Source organism: Mycobacterium sp. NPDC048908, from assembly GCF_043197955.1.
In the GTDB taxonomy this organism is placed as follows: domain Bacteria; phylum Actinomycetota; class Actinomycetes; order Mycobacteriales; family Mycobacteriaceae; genus Mycobacterium.
Window position 1 is genome coordinate 96,578 of sequence record NZ_JBICUE010000007.1, and the last position, 19,374, is coordinate 115,951.

Annotated in this window: 12 protein-coding genes; 4 read left to right on the plus strand and 8 right to left on the minus strand. The window is 65.5% G+C overall.

What is annotated here, in order from left to right:
- Positions 1-94: 94 nt before the first annotated feature.
- Positions 95-397 carry a DUF1330 domain-containing protein gene (locus ACGFK1_RS19590; protein ID WP_393432723.1) on the plus strand — a complete coding sequence of 101 codons (303 nt, stop codon included), beginning with the start codon at positions 95-97 and terminating at the stop codon, positions 395-397.
- Here the strand turns inward: ACGFK1_RS19590 and yaaA are convergent.
- From yaaA to ACGFK1_RS19605, 3 genes are all read right to left on the minus strand, one after another.
- On the minus strand, positions 375-1,121 hold the full coding sequence (gene yaaA / locus ACGFK1_RS19595; protein ID WP_393432726.1) for a peroxide stress protein YaaA: 747 nt from the start codon (positions 1,119-1,121) through the stop codon (positions 375-377). The genes ACGFK1_RS19590 and yaaA overlap by 23 nt on opposite strands.
- Before the next feature lie 43 nt (positions 1,122-1,164).
- Positions 1,165-1,785 carry a peptidoglycan endopeptidase gene (locus ACGFK1_RS19600; RefSeq protein WP_393432729.1) on the minus strand — a complete coding sequence of 207 codons (621 nt, stop codon included), beginning with the start codon at positions 1,783-1,785 and terminating at the stop codon, positions 1,165-1,167.
- 511 nt (positions 1,786-2,296) lie between these two features.
- Complete coding sequence (locus ACGFK1_RS19605) at positions 2,297-3,433, minus strand: alkaline phosphatase family protein (RefSeq protein ID WP_393432732.1); 1,137 nt, start codon at positions 3,431-3,433, stop codon at positions 2,297-2,299.
- Between the two features lie 219 nt (positions 3,434-3,652).
- Between ACGFK1_RS19605 and ACGFK1_RS19610 the strand changes: the two genes are divergently transcribed.
- The 3 genes from ACGFK1_RS19610 to ACGFK1_RS19620 all read left to right on the plus strand — a co-directional run bounded on the left by ACGFK1_RS19610 (position 3,653) and on the right by ACGFK1_RS19620 (position 14,367).
- Entirely contained in the window at positions 3,653-12,772 is a 9,120-nt protein-coding gene (locus ACGFK1_RS19610) for a BTAD domain-containing putative transcriptional regulator (protein WP_393433185.1), read from the plus strand.
- Between the two features lie 69 nt (positions 12,773-12,841).
- Positions 12,842-13,618 (plus strand): ArsR/SmtB family transcription factor, encoded by a 777-nt coding sequence (locus tag ACGFK1_RS19615; protein WP_393433188.1) that lies wholly within the window; start codon positions 12,842-12,844, stop codon positions 13,616-13,618.
- 8 nt (positions 13,619-13,626) lie between these two features.
- Positions 13,627-14,367, plus strand: coding sequence for a DUF899 domain-containing protein (locus ACGFK1_RS19620; RefSeq protein WP_393433191.1), 741 nt, complete (start codon positions 13,627-13,629; stop codon positions 14,365-14,367).
- Between the two features lie 188 nt (positions 14,368-14,555).
- Here ACGFK1_RS19620 and ACGFK1_RS19625 read toward each other — a convergent pair whose 3' ends face one another.
- From ACGFK1_RS19625 to ACGFK1_RS19645, 5 genes are all read right to left on the minus strand, one after another.
- Positions 14,556-15,206 carry an MBL fold metallo-hydrolase gene (locus ACGFK1_RS19625; protein ID WP_393432736.1) on the minus strand — a complete coding sequence of 217 codons (651 nt, stop codon included), beginning with the start codon at positions 15,204-15,206 and terminating at the stop codon, positions 14,556-14,558.
- Between the two features lie 33 nt (positions 15,207-15,239).
- Positions 15,240-15,902 (minus strand): alpha/beta hydrolase family protein, encoded by a 663-nt coding sequence (locus ACGFK1_RS19630; RefSeq protein WP_393432739.1) that lies wholly within the window; start codon positions 15,900-15,902, stop codon positions 15,240-15,242.
- Positions 15,903-16,231: 329 nt separating this feature from the next.
- The gene (gene upp / locus ACGFK1_RS19635) at positions 16,232-16,861 is read right to left on the minus strand and encodes a uracil phosphoribosyltransferase (RefSeq protein ID WP_393432742.1); all 630 of its coding nucleotides are present in this window, start codon (positions 16,859-16,861) and stop codon (positions 16,232-16,234) included.
- 4 nt (positions 16,862-16,865) lie between these two features.
- Complete coding sequence (locus tag ACGFK1_RS19640) at positions 16,866-18,059, minus strand: DUF1688 family protein (protein ID WP_393432745.1); 1,194 nt, start codon at positions 18,057-18,059, stop codon at positions 16,866-16,868.
- Positions 18,056-19,342, minus strand: coding sequence for a GTP cyclohydrolase II (locus ACGFK1_RS19645; RefSeq protein ID WP_393432748.1), 1,287 nt, complete (start codon positions 19,340-19,342; stop codon positions 18,056-18,058). The genes ACGFK1_RS19640 and ACGFK1_RS19645 overlap by 4 nt, the downstream gene beginning before the upstream one ends.
- Positions 19,343-19,374: the final 32 nt, after the last annotated feature.

Consider the following 19,374-nt stretch of genomic DNA (forward strand, 5'->3'; position numbering starts at 1 on the left):
CTGACCCAAGTCGAGGTGAGCGAATGTTGTTGATGCACTGGGTAATTGCTAGCTATCCCACTGACGCCCGCGACAGTGGTACTAGGGTGTCGGGGTGACCGTCTACGCCATCGCGCAGCTGAAGTTCACCGACTGCGACGCTTACAACCGTTACCAGGCGGCGTTCATGGACGTGTTCCAACGCTATTCGGGAACGCTTCTGGCCGCCGACGAGGCGCCGCTGGTGATCGAAGGCGACTGGGCCGGGGACAAGGTCGTGGTGATGAGCTTTCCCCACGAACAGGCATTTCGCGATTGGGCGGAATCGCCTGAATATCAACAGATTTCGGAAGATCGACGAGCTGGCGCTGAGACAGTGGTGCTGTTGGTGCAGGCTATCCGGGAATCACCACGGTGAGCTCGTTGCCCTGACGTTCGACCTGCATGCCCACCCGCCGAGCCACATTCGCCACCTGCGCCGCATCGCTGGGTTCGGACCGGGTGGTGGCCAACGCCCGCGCCAGCCGACCCTTGTGCGCCTTGTTGAAGTGACTCACTACAGTGCGCTTGCCGTCGGCATGCTCGGCCACCACGTCGACCTTGACCGCGCCGGGCAACCGTCCCAACGCGGCGTATGAACCGGAGCGCAGATCGACGATCAACTCCGTCGACGCGATTTGCGCGAGGACGGGTTCGAGCAGCGGACGCCATCGCGCCGCCAACGTCGGTCGCCCTGGCAGTTTCGACGCGGCAGAGAGCCGGTAGGCGGGCACCGGATCATCCGCCCGCAACAAGCCGAACAGTGCAGAGCCGACCGCGAGCCGGCTGTTGGCCCGCGCAGCGGATGCGCCGCGCAGCGACCCCACGTCGAGTGCGTCGTAGAGCACACCGGTGTAGCGGTTGATCGCGGGTAACGTCGGCGCGCTGCGCAAAGCGGCGTTGCGTTCGATCTCGGCGTGCTGAGACTGCGAGATGCCGAGCGCCTTGCGGGAGGCGTCGTGGTCCCGCGCCAGCTCGACGAGTTCGTCGACCAACGCCTCACGCAACGGCCCGAGCTCCGGACAGCTCAGCCCGTCCAGTCGCAGGGGCGGACCGTCACCCCCTGCGTGTTTCGTCTCCGACGGCGGCAGCAGCACGATCACCGCCGTGACGCTAGCCGAGTCGGGCGCAGGCCTGCGGAGGGACCTATGCCGGCGGAGGCGGCGGCGCGAACGGATCGGCAGGCGGTGGCGGGGGCGCGAACGGATCGGCAGGGGGTGGCGGCGGGGCCATTTCCGGAGCCGCGGCAGGCGGGGCCATTTCGGGGGCCGGGGCGTCGCCGGCCATCATCACGACGGGCGCTTCCGGGGCGGGCGGCACCATCTCGGGCGGCGGAGGTGCGAACGGCATGATCGGGTCGGGGGCAGGCATCGCGTCGGGCGCCGGGGCCTCTTCGACCGCGATCGGCAAGAACATGTGGTGAGTGAACTGTCTCTGGAATGCGCCGCCGCCACCGACTCGCACGCCGCCGCCTTCGCCTGAGGAGACCGACGTGCCGTCCGGAAGCGTCGCGGCGGTGTGTCCGCCGTTCCATCCGACGTTCAGCGCGCCGGGCTGTGAACCGTACTGAAATCCGCGGGAGAGCAGTGCCCGTTCGATGTTGCCGGTGTTGAAACGATCGCCGTAAACGGGTCGGCCACTTGCCGCATTGGCGACCCACGAAACCAGCCCCGAGCAGTCCGTGCCACGGGGGGAGTCGCCACCCGAGATGTACGGCGTGCCTGAAACCGAGTTGACGAGCGTCAAAAGCGTTACGGTAGCAAACATGCGGCCGGACGCTACTAGAGGGTTTTGTAACGTACCAAAATCTGTGACCCCCTTCACAACTCGCAATTCATGCGGCCCAGTTCACCCGAGCCGAGCATTCGTTCACCCCTCCAATCCGACACCGCCGCTTGATATTTCGAAGAAAGACCCAGCTCGCAAGGCATAATTTCGTCTGCAAAGGGGTGTCATCAAATGCCATCCAGCGATGGAACTGTTGCCGATTCGTGCTGGCCGTCGGTCGGACGACGCGCCGCGCAGCCCGCTCACCAGTGCTGCGTATCACACTTCAAGATCAGAAAATGTGCGCTGCGCCACAGCGCGCGGATGCCGAAACCCGCGGCCTAGTACACGATTCCGTGGCGCTGGTTGGCCATGGGGCTGCCAGTTGCCCGAGTGGTTGCTGGGAATTGCCTTGCAAGCAAGCCATTACGGCATATCGCAATGAAAACTGTTCTCGACCAAGATAGTTTGGTACGTCGTCAATAACCATGCGGCACAGGAAATTTCGATATCAGCCGTATGCGAGCAACAACGGTATCCGCTGCTCGGCAGTCGTGAGTGAACCATGCTGACCGATGAGCGAGGACAACAACGGCTCCACTGTGCGGCGCATCAATCCTGTTGCGCCACGGGCCGCGGCCACGATGTCGCCGATCCGGAGCCGAACGTCGTCGCTGACGCGCTCGCCGAACCAGCCTGCGGCGATCGCTTCGTCGCGCGACGCCACCCAAGCCTGCGAGGCCAAGGATTCCCGCCAGGCTGCGAGCACCGAGTCGAGTGCGCCGTCGTCGACGTATACGTGCCTGGCACGTGGCTCGCCGCCGATGGCCGCGACTCCGTCCAGCAACGGAGGGCTGGTGTCAATATCGACGGTGTCCGAGGCCTCTACCGCGACCATGCCGTGGTCGGCGACCACGGCCAGCAAGCTGTCGGGCGGTAGTGCCTCGACGATCGACTCCACCAACCGGTCCACTTGTCGCAACTGCATCCGCCAGGCGGCCGAACCGGGGCCGTAGACGTGCCCGAGCAGATCGAGTTCGGAGTGGTACCCGTAACAGAACCCGCCGTCGGCGAGTGCTGCTTGCACACCCGCCGCCAGGTCGCCGAGGGCATGCACGCCGACGTAGCGCGCGCCGCGCAACACCGCCCTGGTCAACCCGGAGTGACTGAACTCCGCGCCGGAGATCACGCTCACCGCGATCCCGGCCCCCGCCGCACGCTCGAAGGTGGTCGGCAGGGGTTGAACCTGTTCTGGCACCGCCTTGTCGCGCAGGTCGCTCCCCTTCGGATGGGGCCGCCAACTGAGCGCATTCATCACCTCCCCGCCCGGTAGCCGAAAGGACAGGCCGACCATGCCGTGCTCACCGGAGTGGCGGCCGGTTCCCACCGCAGCAAGGCCGGCCGCCGTGGTCGACGGGAATCCGACTTGCAGTGTGTTGCTGCGCAGCCCAGCAAGTACCGGGGCGTCATCGGCGTAGGTGTCCAGCAGTTCGGCACCCAGCCCGTCCACCAACAGCACACAGGCGCCGGTGATCCCGTCACGCAGCGGGATCGGCCGGTCAAAATCGTCGGCGCCCATGGCCGAAAGCACCGATGGCACCACATCGGCAAGGTGTGCAAGGTCGGGATCGGGCTTGGGCAGGTCCACAGCGCGAGCCTGCCACAAAGGCGGATTACGCGCGTTCGAGCGGCGCATCACTTGGCACGCCGGGCATGCGAGGCGCAGGAGTCGCGCAGCGCTTGCCGGGTGGCGGCGGGATGTCCTATGTGCTTGTCAACGCAATGAAGTTACTGCGCACCTTTACTCGACCTTGACCACCTGTTGATTCGGCTTTTTGACGATGCCCAAATGAGTAACCTTCAAACGGTGGAGCTGGGGGTTTTGGGGCCTCTGCAGGTCCGGCAGTACGGGCTGCCGGTCGCGGTTCCTGGCGCCAAGCCGCGGGCCATCCTCACGATGCTGGGGCTGCACGGCGGCTCTGTCGTGCCGGCCGACGTGCTCGTGGAGCTTCTCTGGGAGGCCGATCCGCCACGCACCGCCGGGAAGGCTCTACAGACTCACATATCCGCACTGCGGCGCACATTGGGCGACGGCTTCGTTTTGACTGAGGGCTCCGGCTGGACACTGAGCACCACCGAGATCGATGCATCGCGTTACAAGTCGGCCGTCAAGATGGGACGCGAGGCCGTCGCCGGCGGGAACACCAGCGAGGCGGTCGCGCGCTTCAACGAGGCGCTGGCCGTGTGGCGCGGCATCCCGGAACTGCCCGGCGGCCCACGCGGGGCAGCCGAGAAGACGCGCTGGATCGAGGGCCACGCCGCGTTGGTGGAGGATCGAGCCGACGCGCTGCTTGCGACGGGCCGCGCCGCTGAGATCATCGGCGAGCTGGAGGCCTCAGTCGCCGACGCTCCCTTGCGCGAGAGGCGGTGGGGCCAGCTGATGCTCGCCCTGTACCGGGCCGGCAGACAGGGTGAGGCACTCAGCGCATATCAGCGTGCGCGCTCATTGCTCGCCCACGAGCTCGGTGTCGACCCGGGACCGGAGCTACGCCGGCTGGAAGCCGCGATCGTCGCGCAGGATGAAGCACTGGAAATTGCTGTGCCACAGCAACTCTCGATAGTGACTCGTGCGGTGACCTTTCTCCTCACCGATATCGAGGGATCCACGGAGGCGTGGGAGGCCGATGCCGACGCCATGGCCGTGGCGCTCGCCAGACACGACGAGATCGTCGAACAGGTTGTCACCTCGCGCGGCGGTCGGCTGGTCAAGACCCGCGGTGAAGGTGATGCGACGTTCTCGGTGTTCGACCGGCCGTCAGCGGCCGCGGCCGCGGCGATTGAATTGCAAGACGCGATCCGCTATGAACCGTGGCGGTTGGTGCAGCCCGTGCGGATTCGGGTGGCGCTGCACACCGGCGAAGTCGAATTGCGGGACGGTGACTACTTCGGTCGGGCGGTCAATCGCGCGGCCCGCCTGCGGTCGCTGGCGAGCGGCGGTCAGATCCTGTGTTCGGGTGCGACAGCAGAACTCGTCATCGACTCGCTGCCCGAGACCGTCGTGCTCGACGACTTGGGGACGCGCCGTCTGCGCAACCTGACCCGCCCGGAGCACGTGTTCGAGCTTCGCTTGGAGACCACCGACGGTACTACCGCCGCACTCACCGATGTCCCGATCGAGCGACCTGTGCTGCCTGCCGTGCTCGCCGCGCCTGGGCCGTTCGTTGGGCGGGGTGCCGAACTGGAATCACTGCGGTCGGCATGGCAGACCACCTTGGCCGCGGGCGCGCACGCCGTGTTGATCGCCGGCGAGCCCGGGGTGGGAAAGACCCGCCTGGCCGCTGAATGGTCCCGCCAGACCTACGACGAAGGCGCCGTGGTGCTGTACGGCCGCTGCGATGAGGATCTTGGTGCGCCGTACCAGCCGTTCGCGGAAGCGCTTCGTTCGCTCGTGCCGTGCATCGGCGCCGACCGTCTGCGGCGCCTTCGCGGCGTCGAAGCGCTTCTTCCGCTGGTGCCCGGATTGACCGACGTGCTGCCGGATCTTGCCGCGCCGCCGCGCGCGGACCCGGACACCGAACGTTATGCACTGTTCGACGCCGTCGTCGCGCTGCTGGGCGTCGCGTCGACATGTGCTCCCGTCGTCTTGATCCTCGACGATCTGCACTGGGCGGCCAAGCCCACGCTGCTGCTGTTGCGCCACCTTCTGCGGTTCGGCGAGCACGCCCACGTTCAAATCGTCGGCACCTACCGCAGCACCGACCTCGACCGCTCGCACCCTCTTGCGGGGATGCTCGCCGATCTTCACCGCGACGGGTCGGACACTCGCCTTCATCTCCGTGGGCTCGACGAAGACGATGTCAGCGCATACGTGGCCGAAGCGGGCTACGACGACGAGGAACTGGGCCGGGCGTTGGCTACGGTCACCGGCGGTAACCCGTTCTTCCTCATCGAGGCGCTGCGTCACGTGGCTGAGAGCGGCGGTCGCTGGAATCCCGACACCCTGCCGCAGGGCGTCCGGGAAGCGGTGAGCCGCAGACTGTCTCGACTTTCGCCGGAGACCAACACGGCCCTCGCCGCTGCGGCGGTGGTCGGCAGCCGGTTTGCCGTCGACCTCGTGGAGCGGGTCGTCGGCGCCGACCTCGTCGATGCGTTCGACGAGGCGTGCAAGGCGGGCATCGTCGTCGAAGAGCCCGGCGGCCGCTACCGGTTCAATCACGCCATAGTCCGCCAGTCACTGCTCGCCGAACTCGCGTCGGTACGCCGGATGCGGCTTCATCAGCGCATCGCCGCGACACTCGAGACGCAGACAGGCGCGGATGACGAGTTGTTGGGCGAACTAGCTCACCACTATTTCGAATGCGCGTGGGCAGGCAACGCGGCCAAGGCCGTCGAATATTGCAGGCGCGCAGCAGACCAGGCGATGGCCCGGTTGGCTTACGAGGGCGCGGCCGAACTCTACGACCGTGCGCTGCACGCGCTGGAGGAACTCGACGACGAGTTAGCGGACCGCGACGATGTGCACGGCGAACTGCTGGTCGCGCGCTGTGAGGCGCTCCTGGCGGCAGGCGACGTCACGACGGCGGCGAGTGCGGTTTCCCAATTGCAGTGCGCGACAGGTGATTCACCTCGTCTCACCGCCTGGGGTGCCTGCTTCGACGGCCAGCTGTCGATGCTGACCCATCCCGAGCGGCTGGACGAAATCGAATCCGTGCTCGGTGCCGCGGCCGAAGAGCTGGCTGCGCTGAACGACGCGGCGGGGGAGGCGATGGCTCACACCGTGCGGGCCGGTTGCCTCGCTCGCCTCGGTCGAATCGCCGACTGTGAATTGGCGCTGGACCGCGCGCTCACTGCGGCGCGCCGTACCCGCGAACACCGCCGCGTGAACGCGGTGTTGGCGAACGCGCCGCTCGCGGCGCTATGGGGTCCAAACCCGGTTCCGCGGGCGGGCGGGCGGTGCCTCGACGTGGTGCGGCTGCTTCGCATCACGACGGGCTCGCCCGTGGTCGAAGCGACGTCCACCCGTTGCCAGGGAGTGCTGGATGCGTTTCGCGGACGCGCGGCCGCGGGTCGCAGCCTGATCGAGTCCGCCAGACGCACGCTCACCGAACTCGGCCTACGGCACGCCGTCCTCGAGGTCGACCACTTCGCGGGGATCGTCGAACTGGTCGCCGACGATCCTGCGGCGGCCGAACCGTACCTGCGCCGGGCGTACCGCGGTTTCCGACGGATGGGTATCGACACCGACACCGCCGAGACGGCCGCGTTGTTGGCGCGAGTCTGCCTCGCGATGGACAGGGACGCCGAGGCCGATGAATTGTGTACGGAGAGCGAGCGTTTGGCCGGCCACGCGCTGAGGGCGGCGATCGCCTGGCGCACGGTGCGGGCGCAGCTGTTGGCGCGCAGCGGCGCAGCCGATGAGGCGCGGCGCGTGGCACAGGAGGCCGTCGCCATCGCTGGGCGCACGGATGCGCTGGTCGACCACGGCGACGCGTGCCTTGCGCTGGCAACGGTGTTGGAGGCCATCGGTGATGTGACCGGCGCGCGGGCCGCGGCCGAGCAGGCGGTGGGTCTGTACGAACGGAAAGGGGCTGCGGCGCTAATCGAGAAGGCGCGCAGGCTGCTGACTACACATGCGGTCACACCGGAGCGCGCTTCTGATGACCACCGCAGCGTCGAGGTCGTGAATGCTTGCGTACGGGCGGGCAGCCGGGTGATCGACGCCGTCAATCGCGGGGCATGGGACGAGGTCGAACGACTGCTTGCTCCGCGCGTATCCGTCGAGAGCAGACGAAAGATCGTCGGCTTCCCTCGGATCGACGTCCTATCGAGCGAGTGGCCGCAGTATATGCGACATTTCGTCGACACCGGCATGGTGTGCTACCGGCACGCGGTTGTCGCCGTGCGGGGCGAGCGTCTTGCGCTCACGCGGTTGGAGTTGAGCACCGCGGATCTGAGTTCGGGTGCGCCGCAGGACCAACTGCTCCATCTCGCAGGTCTCGATGAGAACGGTCGAATCGCCATGCAGGTGTGGTTCGACGTCGAAGACATCGACGGCGCACTCGTCGAGTTGGATGCCGCGCATGCCCGATTCGACTGTCGGCATCCAGGCGCCTCGCTCGAGAACGCTGCAAGCCGAGCCGATTCGCGAGTCAACTCGCTATTTGCCCGCAGGCAATGGGACGAGATCGGTGAATCGTTCACAGAAGACATTCGGGTGGACGACCGGCGTCGAGGAGTCCAGCGGGTGGGGATCGGACGGGCCACGATGCTCGCGGAAGTACAGGCGACCGGTGACGTGGGGACGGCGACGATGACCTCTGAAGTCCTCGCCACCCGCGGCCAGCGCCTCGCTCTCGTCCGCACCCTTGACCTCAGTCGAGAACCACGGCCCGACGCCTACTACGGCGAACTGCTGCGCATCACCGAAATCGACGCGCAAGGACGTATTGCTGCGTTCACCGTCTTCGACGTCGACGAGATGGACGCCGCGTTCGTCGAACTCAACGCCCGTTATCTTGCCGGCGAGGCCGCACCCCACGCAGACGTCTGGCAAGCGATTGTCGAGGGCGGCATCACACTCAACCGTCGCGAGCCGGGCGCGATGGCGGAGGGCATCTCCGCATTCGTCGACCATCGACGAATCTCCTTCGGGTCGGACGATATCGGTCATGTGACCGACAGGCTGTGGGAGCTGTTGCCGGAGGCGCGTTATCGGGCAGTAGCGGTGTACGCGCTCGATGCCCACGGCGCGGTCATCAATCTCGTCATCGACGGCATCGACGTACACGGCAATGAATTACGTTGGTCGGTCGCCGACGTCATCACGTTCGAGTCTGGACGAACGCGGTTGGAGGTGTTCGAGGACGACGACGTGGACGCTGCGCTCGCCCGCTTCGAAGAGCTGCGCCCGCAGCAGCGACGGCTGGAAAACGGCGCCAGTCGCGCGGCCGAGCGTTACCTCGCGCACTTCGCGGCCCGTCACTGGGATGCGATGAGGGCCATGCTGGCCGACGCCTTCGTTGGCGATGATCACCGCCGGGTGGTTGGCAGTGGAATCCGGCGCGGTCGGGATGCCGAAATTGCGAACGCGCGAGTCGGCGCTGAACTCGGGTGCACCGAGGTTCTATCGACCCCAGTGGCGACTCGCGGGCAACGCCTGGCACTGGAGCATCACGCATTCGCCGTCCGCGACCGTTCCGCTGCAGTTGTCGGTGAAGCACTCGACCTTCTTGAGATCGACGCCGACGGCCGGATCGTGGCTCTGAGCACCTTCGATCCTGAGGACGTCGACGAAGCGATCGCTGAACTCGATACTCGCTACCTCGCAGGCGAGGCGGCACCGCATGCGCGCATCTGGCAGGCGGTCATCGACATGGTCGCCGCGCTCAACCGTCACGAATTGTGGCCGACCTTTCACAGCACAGAATTCATCGACCATCGTAGAATCCCCGTTGCGCCAGGGGATTTCGAACATGCCCTGCGGACCCTGTGGAACCTCGCGCCAGATGCACACTATCGCGTGACGCGGGTGCACGCACTGACCGCGGACGGTGCGGTCATCGGCCTGGCGGTCGACGGCACGCACGCGAACGGGACCGAAGTGCAATGGGCATTCGCTCTGTCGTGGACGTCCGAGTCAGCGCGGGTGGAGGTGTACGACGAGGATGACTTGAACACCGCGCTCGCCGGGTTCGAACAGCGCGCTCAGCCGCCCGTACAACTGGAGAACGAGGCGAGCCGAGCGTACGAGCGGATCAAGGCCTGCTTCATGGACCGCGACTGGGACCGTGTGGCCGAAATTCTGGCCGCAGACGTGGTCACCGACGACCGTCGCAGCGTGGTCAATGCGGGCCTGGTACGAGGCCGGGACGCCACCATCGCCGACTTGACGGCGATGGCCGGAGTGGGAATGAAGTTCATCGCCTCCGAGGTGGTCGCAACCCGGGGCCAGCGGCTTGTCCTCAATCATGGCTGGGCCTACGGCCATGACCGGGGACCCAACGCGTCTCGTACCGACCTCCTCGATGTCGTCGAGATCGGGGCGGACGGACGCATCGCGGCCCGTGCCGTCTTCGACCCCGATGACCTGGCCTCCGCCTTCGAAGAACTCGACGCCCGCTACCTTGTCGGCGAAGCCGCAGCGCACGCGCACACGTGGTCGGTGATCGCCGAGGCCTACTCGAAATTCAATCGGCGCGAGCAGATAGCGCTCGACTGGGTTTTCGTCGACCACCGCCATGGGACACCGTTCGCGTCCAATGTCCTCGCTTCATCTGGGCATGCTCAGGTGTGGGACCTCACGCCGGACCTCTATGTCTATGTCGAGATGGTGCATCGACTCAGCAGTCGCGGAGTCCTGGTCACCCACAACTCCTACGGGAGCTCACCGGAATGCTTTGGCGCCGAATGGCGGATGGTTCAACTCTTGACGGTCGAAAACGACCGCATCACCCGCTGCGAGCTTTTCGACGAAGCGGATCTCGACGTGGCCCTGGAGAGGTTCGACCACGTTGCCGCAGCGACACGCCGATTGGAGAACACCGCAAGCCGGGTGTTCGAACACTTCAACGCCAGCCTCGCGGATCGGGACTGGAATGCGATGGCGCAGACGATCGCCGACGGCATAGTGAACGAGGATCGGCGACGTGTGATCAGCAGCGGCATCCAACGCGGTCGAGACGCCCAGATCGCCAATCTACGGGCCGTTGTCGAGGTGGGTGTCAGAAAACTCGATGCGACAGTCATCGCGACGCGCGGCGACCGCCTCGCACTCGGCCGAACCCGGGTATCGGGTGGCGGCCGACGAGCGGAGGCTTTCAACCTCGAGATGCTCACTGTCATCGAAACGGACGCGGACAACCGAATCGTGGCGGGTATCAGCTTCGACCTTCAAGATCTCGACGCAGCCTTCGAGGAACTCAACACCCGATACCTTGCCGGTGAAGCCGCCGCGCATGTGCACACATGGTCGGTCATTTCCGCTGGCTACGCGGCGCTCAACCGGCATGAGGCACCGACGACCACAACGGATTTCGTAAGTGTCGACCACAGACGAGGGGTCACCTTCGCCCAGGGGGACTTGATTCCTTACATCCATGCCGCCTTTGAGCTAGCGAAGGACATCGAGGTTCGCGTCGAGGCCGTACACCAATTGAGCGATCGCGGTGCAGTCGTCACGCATGCGGCATACGGCACCTCACCCGATGGCTTTCACGCAGAGTGGCGAGAGGTCACAGTGCTGGCGATCGACGGCACCGCGGTCAACCGCTGCGAGATGTTCGACGAGGCAGATCTCGACGCCGCTCTCGCCAGGTTCGACGAACTCACTGCCGCACCACGCCACCTCGGTAACGCGGCGACACACGCCAGGGCGCAGCTCGCGGAGGCCTTCAACCGCCGCGACATGGACCGGTTCCTTTCCCTTCATGATCAAAACGGGCGCTACGACGATCGACGAAAAGGTCTAGGAGACAGCGGAAGAGCCGAGCCAAGGGTGGTGCACGCGGTGCTCGACGCCCCCAAGAACTGGCGGATGGAAGTGGAACCAGTCGCCATCAGAGGTTCTGGCATCGGCCTCACCCGGGAGAAGTGGCGTGACACCAGCGAGGACGACCAGCCGATCACCGCCGAGACATTGATGGTGACGGAACTCGGTGACGACGGCTTGATCCGCCGCACAGTTCTTTTCGATCCGGACGACAAAAACGGCGCGATCGCGGAACTCACGGCGCGCTGGATCGCGTCGGGGGAGGTCACGCATCCGGCGGTCATCGAGGCAGCCAGCCAAGAGAACGAGGCGTACAACCGTCACGACTGGGATGCGATCGCTGCCATCGAAGCCGATGCCGCCTACGTAAATCATCGGCAACTGACGAGTGAACATCCCGAAACGATTGCCGACCACTGGCGATCGATCCGCGCGCTGACCTCGCTGATCCCCGACATGTGGGTGGACCCTGCCGAGATACTCGCGCACTCAGCGACCAGCGTCGTCAGTCATGTCATCGTGAGAGGCACCACCGCCGGAGGTACCGCGATCGAGCTTCCGGCCCTCGTTCTCATCGTCTTCGACGCAACCCGTGTTGCTCGGATGGAGGCGTTCGACCTGTCGCAATGCGATATGGCGCTTGAACGCTTCACCGAACTCAGTTCCCACGTACAAGGACTCGCGAACGCCGCGATCAGGACGTGGACGCGAATAGTCGACGCGATCAATCGACGCGATGCGGAGGCTTTCCACGCCCTCTCGTCGGCTGACGGACGGTTGGAGGACCGGCGCAAGGGTCTGCACGCGTCGCATGTGGGGCTCGAACGACGCAAAGCCGCTGAGGCCATGTGCCGAGCGCCGGATTCTTGGCATTTCGAGGTAGCACCCGTTGCCATCCGAGGAAAGCACCTTGGGCTGACCCGGGAGAAATGGCGGGACATGGGTGAAACGGACCGTCCGGTCACCGTCGAATCCCTGACGCTGACCGAAGTCACGGATGACGAATTGGCGCACAACGCAGTGATTTTCGATCCGGAGGACATGAACGGCGCGCTCGCTGAACTCACCGCTCGCTGGCTCGCATCAGGCGAGGTGACGAATCCCGAAGTCATCGAAGCGCACCTGAAGGTACTTCAGCAACTGAACCGTCACGACTGGCCGGCGTGGCGGGCAAGCATCGCCGGCGCCACGTACCTCAACCACCGTCAACTAGGAGCAGGCGAGACGGTCGATGACTTCAGCACATCAGTCGCCGCGATCGCCTCGCTCATCCCGAACGTCTGGGTGGAGCCCACCGAAATCATCGACTACTCGGCGTCGGGTGTTCTCAGCGACCTACTGGCGAGGGGGACATCGGCAGACGGTACCGAGGTCGAGATTCCGATGGTGATGCTCGGCTTGTTCGACGGTGGTCGACTCAGTCACTTCGAGATGTTCGACTCCGACCAGCGCGACTTCGCCGTCACGCGGTTCCGGGAACTCGATCAGTCGACCCGTTGACATGCAGCCGTGGGGCTGCATATAGTCAGACATGCAGCCATTCAGCTGCATATAACGGATATGGCAGAGATGGACGAGGTATTCAAGGCGCTGGCGGACCCGAGCCGCCGCCTGTTGCTTGACAGCCTCAATGCCCGCAACGGGCAGAACCTGCAGGAGTTATGCGCACGGCTGTCGATGGCGCGGCAGTCCGTCAGCAAGCATCTTGCCGTGCTCGAGGCGGCCAATCTGGTCACCACGGTGTGGCGGGGACGGGAGAAGCTGCACTACCTCAACGCGGAACCCATCAACGCGATCGCCGACCGTTGGATAACGCAGTATGACCGCGCGCGGGCGCAGGCGCTCGCGGACCTCAAGACAGCATTGGAGAGCGAATCAATGAGCGACAGTATGAAATTCGTCTACACCACCTATATCCGCACCACGCCGGAGAAGCTCTGGCAGGCGATCACGGATCCCGCGTTCTCGCATCGGTACATGGGCCACGCAATGGTGTCTGACTGGAAGAAGGGCTCCACATACGCCTGGGAGGACCACGGGCTGACAATCGAACACCCCGAGCAGGTGATTCTGGAGTCCGATCCGTACCGCAGGCTGGCGTTCACCTTCCATACCTTCGTGCCCGAACTCGCTACGGCCGTCGAACAACTCGACGAACAGACCGTGGCCACGTGTGCCGCGGAAGGCCGCTCGAAGGTCTCCTTCGACATCGAACCGGAGGGCGAAATGGTCAAGTTGACCGTCATCCACGACGACTTCGGTCCCGACAGCACGGTGCTGGGCCTGATCTCCGGTGGCTGGCCGTGGAAGCTCTCCAACCTGAAGACGGCGCTCGAGCAATCATGACGAGCGACATCAATACACCACCGGTCGTATCGCCGCAGGAGTGGGACGCCGCCTGGCGTGAAATGCTCGCCAAGGAGAAGGAAGTGATGCGCGCCAGGGATGCATTGGCGGCGCAGCGTCGCCGAATGCCCTGGCTGGCAGTGGAAAAGGAATATACGTTCGACGGCCCCGACGGCAAGCTGGGCCTGCTCGACCTGTTCGACGGCAGGCGCCAGTTGATCGTCTACCGCGCGTTCATCGAACCCGGCACGGGTGACTGGCCCGACCACGGCTGCGTGGGTTGCTCACTGATGGCCGACCACGTGCCCAACCTCGCGCACCTGAATGCACGCGACACCACTTTCGTCTACGCGTCGCGTGCGTCGCAGCAGGATCTGGAACGGATGAAGAGAAAAATGGGCTGGCGGCACCCGTGGTTCACCATCACCGACGACTTCGCCGACGACTTCGGCGTGAAGGATTGGCACGGCACCAACGTGTTCATCAGGGACGGCGACCGCGTGTTCCGCACCTATTTCATCAATGGTCGTGGCGACGAGGTTTTCGTCAACACCTGGAACTTGCTCGACGTGACAGCCCTGGGTCGACAAGAGGATTGGGAAGATTCCCCGGATGGCTACCCGCAGACCCCCCCTTATGAGTGGTGGAGTTGGCACGACACCTACGCACAGCACTCACCGTGGCGATGGTTCGGCGATCCGGACCCGATGGATCCCAATGACCAGCGGCCACCGCGAAAGGAATCATAGACGCGGCCCTGGCTCCGCGAAATGCACGTTTTGCGCAGGCCTACTCGCACTTTCCCTGCAAAACGTGCATTTCGCGGATAGATGCGACGGTATCGATCGATCCGACCGATCGGATACGAGGACACCACGGTGCGTTCTCCGCGGACCGGTCGAGCACCGCTCGACGAGACAGTCACCTACATCGACGGCTAGGACGGCACCGTCTTCAGCGCCTCGTCGAGGCATTCGCGCCAGCGGCCGTTGTCCACCGCCTCGATCGCCGTGTCGCCGCCGAATGCGCTGGAGATCACCACTTTCGGCTGCACGGCCGCAAGCGCTTCAAGGCTGGACCTCAGCGCGGCAGCGCTGCCGCGGCCTGGGGCAAGGAATGTCGCCCACGTGCCGTCGCCGGTCGGAAACATCGTGTCGCCCGTGAACAAATACTTCTTCCCGCCCGCACCCTCGACCAGATAACACGTGCTGCCGTCGGAATGTCCGGGCGTCGGAATCACTTCCAGCCCGTTCTCGTCGACATGCCGCCGAGGGCCGACAGGCACGTCGACGCGCGCGTGCCGGTTGATGGCAGCCAGTTCGGCCGCCGGTGCGTGCAACCGGGAACCGAACCGCTCGGCGATTCGGGCCAGCATCGGACCGGCCTCGTCAAGATGCGACAGGTACTGCGCGCTGATCCCGCCGAGGTCGTCGATTGCGTCGAAGTCCGCATCGGAGGCCAGGCTGTAGAACAGGATGTTTCCGCCTGACCGCTGCCACAGATAAGCGTGGGTCGTCAGCCCGGGAAACGGGGAATCGGTGCGGGTCTGCCAAAGATCCTCGCGGATCTGGGTCATCTCGGAACTCATGGTTCCACCGTGCTGCCTCAACCGTTGTTGAGGTCAAGCCCTGGCCGCGGACGCGATCCGTCGGGCCACATCGGCCGCCACCGCCAGTACGTCAGGGTCGTCAGCGGCCACGTAGCGATCGGCGGCACGGTCGTAGCTGGCGCCTGCGATCGCGCCGTGATCGGTGGCCAGCTCGACAAACTCGACGGGCCAACCGTTGTCGCGCATCGTCGCCGCGAACGAGCGGCTCACCTCGACGGGCACCACATCATCGGCCGCACCGTGCAACAGCGTGAAAGGTGAAGGGTTGTTGGGCAATTGGGTGGGCAGGGGTGCGCCGGTTATCGGGCTTCGTGCCATGAACGCACCGGCCAGGCAGATGGTATGCGCAACAGACACATCGAATTCCCCGGCGTTGATGGCCAGCCCGGCAGCGGCGGCACCACCCAGTGACCAGCCGACGAGGCTGAATGCGTCCGGACCAAATCGCTGCGCGACAAACTCGACCGATCCGAGGAGGTCCCTGCGGCCGCCATCAGCGGCGTGGGAGTTCCAATCCGGCACCGCCACCGTGAGCCCGTGGCCGGCCACCAGTTCGGCGAGCGGTCGCATCGTAGCGCGCGCATCGGTCTGCGCGCCGTGCCACATCAGCACCACGGGGCCCGTTTCACCGATCACGTCAACCGCCCTGCCGGGGCCGTACTCCAGCGTCTGCATGTCCGCAGTCTGCCCACCGCGCGCCGCGGCTAACCCCGTGAGCGACGGGCGTCCCGGGTGTACGCCGCCCAGATCTGCGCTTCGCTGGGAAGGGGTAGATACGTGTGCCCGCATTCCAGGAGCCAAGCCCCGGGACCGGCCGTTCGCGTCAGCCTGAATCGACTGCAGTACCGACAGTGCACCATGACTTTCAACTCCTCTCGTGCCGCGGTTTGTATGTCTGAGCAGCACACTATGGAGTTGCGACGAGCGCCGAAACGGGTTGCACGCCCCTACGCCGTCTGCCCGCCATGGGCATATCCGCGGTCGCGAGGTTGGGGGATTAGGGGCTATTTGGTGCCGAAGATGCGGTCCCCGGCGTCACCAAGGCCCGGCAGGATGTAGCCGTGCTCGTCGAGTCGGCGATCCATGGCCGCGGTGTAGATCGGCACGTCGGGATGTGCGGCGTGCAGTGCGGCGACGCCTTCCGGGCAGGTCAGCAGGCAGACGAATTTGATGGATTTCGGCCCGCATTCCTTCAGCCGATCGACCGCGGCCACCGCCGAGTTGCCGGTCGCCAACATCGGGTCGACCACCACGACGTCGCGCTCGGCTAGTTCGCCGGGCATCTTGAAGTAATACTCAACGGCGACAAGCGTTTTGGGGTCGCGGTACAGGCCGATGTGGCCGACGCGGGCACCGGGCACCACGCTGAGCATGCCGTCCAGAATTCCGGTGCCTGCCCGCAGAATCGATACGAACACCAGTTTCTTGCCGTCGATCACCTTGCCGGTGGTGCTCTCCAACGGGGTATCGATCGCGATGTCGTGCAGCGGCATGTCGCGCAGCACCTCGTAGGCCATCAGTGCCGAGATCTCGTGCAGCAATTGGCGGAAGCTGTTGGTGGAAGCGTCTTTTCGACGCATCAGCGTGAGCTTGTGCTGCACCAGTGGATGCTCGATCAGGTGTACGGCGGCCATGGCGCTAGAAGACCGTCCCGTCGCTGACAACGGAAATCGGGGGACTCCCGTCACGCAGGCGTGCGGCCAGTGCTCTACCTGCAGCCCAGGTGCCGCCCTCGAGCACACACGCCAACGGCATGTGATCGGCGGCCACGCCCAGAGCTGTGCGCACCAGCGGAGCCAGTTCGTCGAGCAGGGCCACGGTCAGCGCCCGCCACTCGACCACCAGTTCGTCGCCGACGTCCCAACTGCGCACCGCCCATTCCGGATCCCGCAACCGCAGCACACCGGTGTCCAGCAGCAGGCCACCGTTGCGATACTCGGGGAGACCGGTCAGTTCATCCAGGTTCTCCACCCGCATACCAGCGCACTGGACCGGTTCCAGCAGCGAATAGGTCAGCCACTGCGACAGCTTGTGAAACGGCACCCAACCGCCGGTCAGGCCCGGCCCCGGTACGGCGGCGTGGCGCCAGCAGTCGCCCAGTGGCTCGTCACCGATATCGTTGGGCGCCAACCACACTCGGGACAAAGAGGTCAACACCTTGGTCAAGATGTCGTGTGCGGCGATACGGCGACCGGCCGTCAAATCGAAAAGATCACACGGCCGACCATCGGGGCCCAACGCCTCAGCCAGCCTGTGCAGCACCGACACCCGGCCTTCGAGCCCCACCAGCGGGTTGCCTGGTCGGCACTGAAATGCGTCGGCCAGCCCGGCCGCGGTCAGATCCCGCAAGCCCGATCCGTCCACCTGCAACGGGCGCGCCGGATCGGAGGAGAACACGCCCGCGCAGAAGGCGTGCCAACTCGCCACACCGAGGCCTTCGGACCGGCTGAAGCGCTGTCCGGTCGTTGTTTCCAGGTAGTGCCAGTTCGGACCTGCGCCCGCGTCGAGTAAGACGCTGACCACGGTCAGATCGACCATTGCCCGCGGGTCGAGATCGGCCCTGCGCTCGACACCGCCTGCCTCGAAGTGACGCCAGCGGCTGTGGAACGGGATGTGCAGATCCGGGTAGCGGGCTCGGGTGAGGTCGGCGACATCGGCAGCGGCCGCGTGCAGCGAGTCGTCGTCGACCACGAACCAGGGGGAGTCGCCAGCCCTGGCCCGGGTGAGCAGATAGTGCGCGCGCTCGCGGATCGCGGTGGTGGTGCGCAGTGCCGTGACCGCGCCCACCGGGCTGTTGGTGTCGTGCTCGGCCCGCACGCCGGCGAGGCTCATCCGTCGAACCCCCGACCCTTGGCCTTGCGCAATTCCTCGGCGTCGGGCACCGGTCCCGGAGTGAAGTAACCCGCGGCCATCTTCGCGTCGATCTCGACGCGGGCGTCGGGCGGGATCAGCGCGTCGGGGATGTTCACCCGTTTGCCGACCTCGATCCCCGACGCGGTGATGGCGTCGTACTTCATGTTGCTCATCGAGACCAGTCGGTGAATTCTGGTGATCCCCAACCAGTGCAGCACGTCGGGCATCAACTCTTGGAAACGCATGTCCTGCACGCCGGCCACACATTCCGTGCGGGCGAAGTACGCCTCGGCGGTGTCGCCACCGGCTTGGCGCTTGCGGGCGTTGTAGACCAGGAACTTCGTCACCTCACCCAGCGCGCGGCCCTCCTTGCGGGAGTAGGCGACCAAGCCGACGCCGCCGCGCTGGGCGCCGAGGATGCACTCTTCGATCGCATGCGTCAGGTACGGGCGGCAGGTGCAGATGTCCGACCCGAAGACGTCGGACCCGTTGCATTCGTCGTGCACCCGCGCGGTCAGTTCGACGCTGGAATCACTCAGGTCCCTGGCATTGCCGAAGATGTAGATGGTCTGCCCGCCGATGGGCGGCAAGAAGACCTCCAGGTCCGAGCGCGTCACCAGTTCGGGGTACATGCCGCCGGTCTCTTCGAACAGCACGCGGCGCAGACTCGTCTCGCTGCAGCCAAACCGCTGCGCCACGCCGGGCAGGTGCCAGACTGGTTCGATCGCCGCCTTGGTCACCAGCGCGGCGCCCGTCGGCAAAAGGATCCGGCCGTCGGGAACCAGTCGTCCCTTGTGAACGGCTTCCATGATCTCCGGCACGATCACATGCGCTTTGGTGATCGCGATCGTCGGTCTGATGTCGTAGCCGGCGGCCAGGTCGGTGGCGAAGACGTCAGCCACCATGGCTCCCCACGGATCCAGGCTGACGATCGCCCCTGGTTCGCTCCACCTGGGAGATGGACCGATGACGTCGGTGGGCGCGGTGTCGGTCAGATCGGCCTTGTGCTCGCGCGACAGCGCGCCGGCCGCCACTGCCAATGCGCGGTAGACGCTGTACGAGCCACTGTGCGTCCCGATCACATTGCGATGCGCGCGCCTGGTGGTGGTGCCGATCAAGGGACCGCGTTCCGTCGCGGTCGGCGCACCCCAGCGAATCGGCGGGGCATCGAGGCCGCCGCTGTGCGACGTCAGTCTGATATGCCCCGAAGCGCCGCTCGACATCGCAGGCCGTGGCTCATCGGCACCGGCATCAGCAGACATGGTCGTCCTCGCTCGAGAAGGCGCAAGCATAT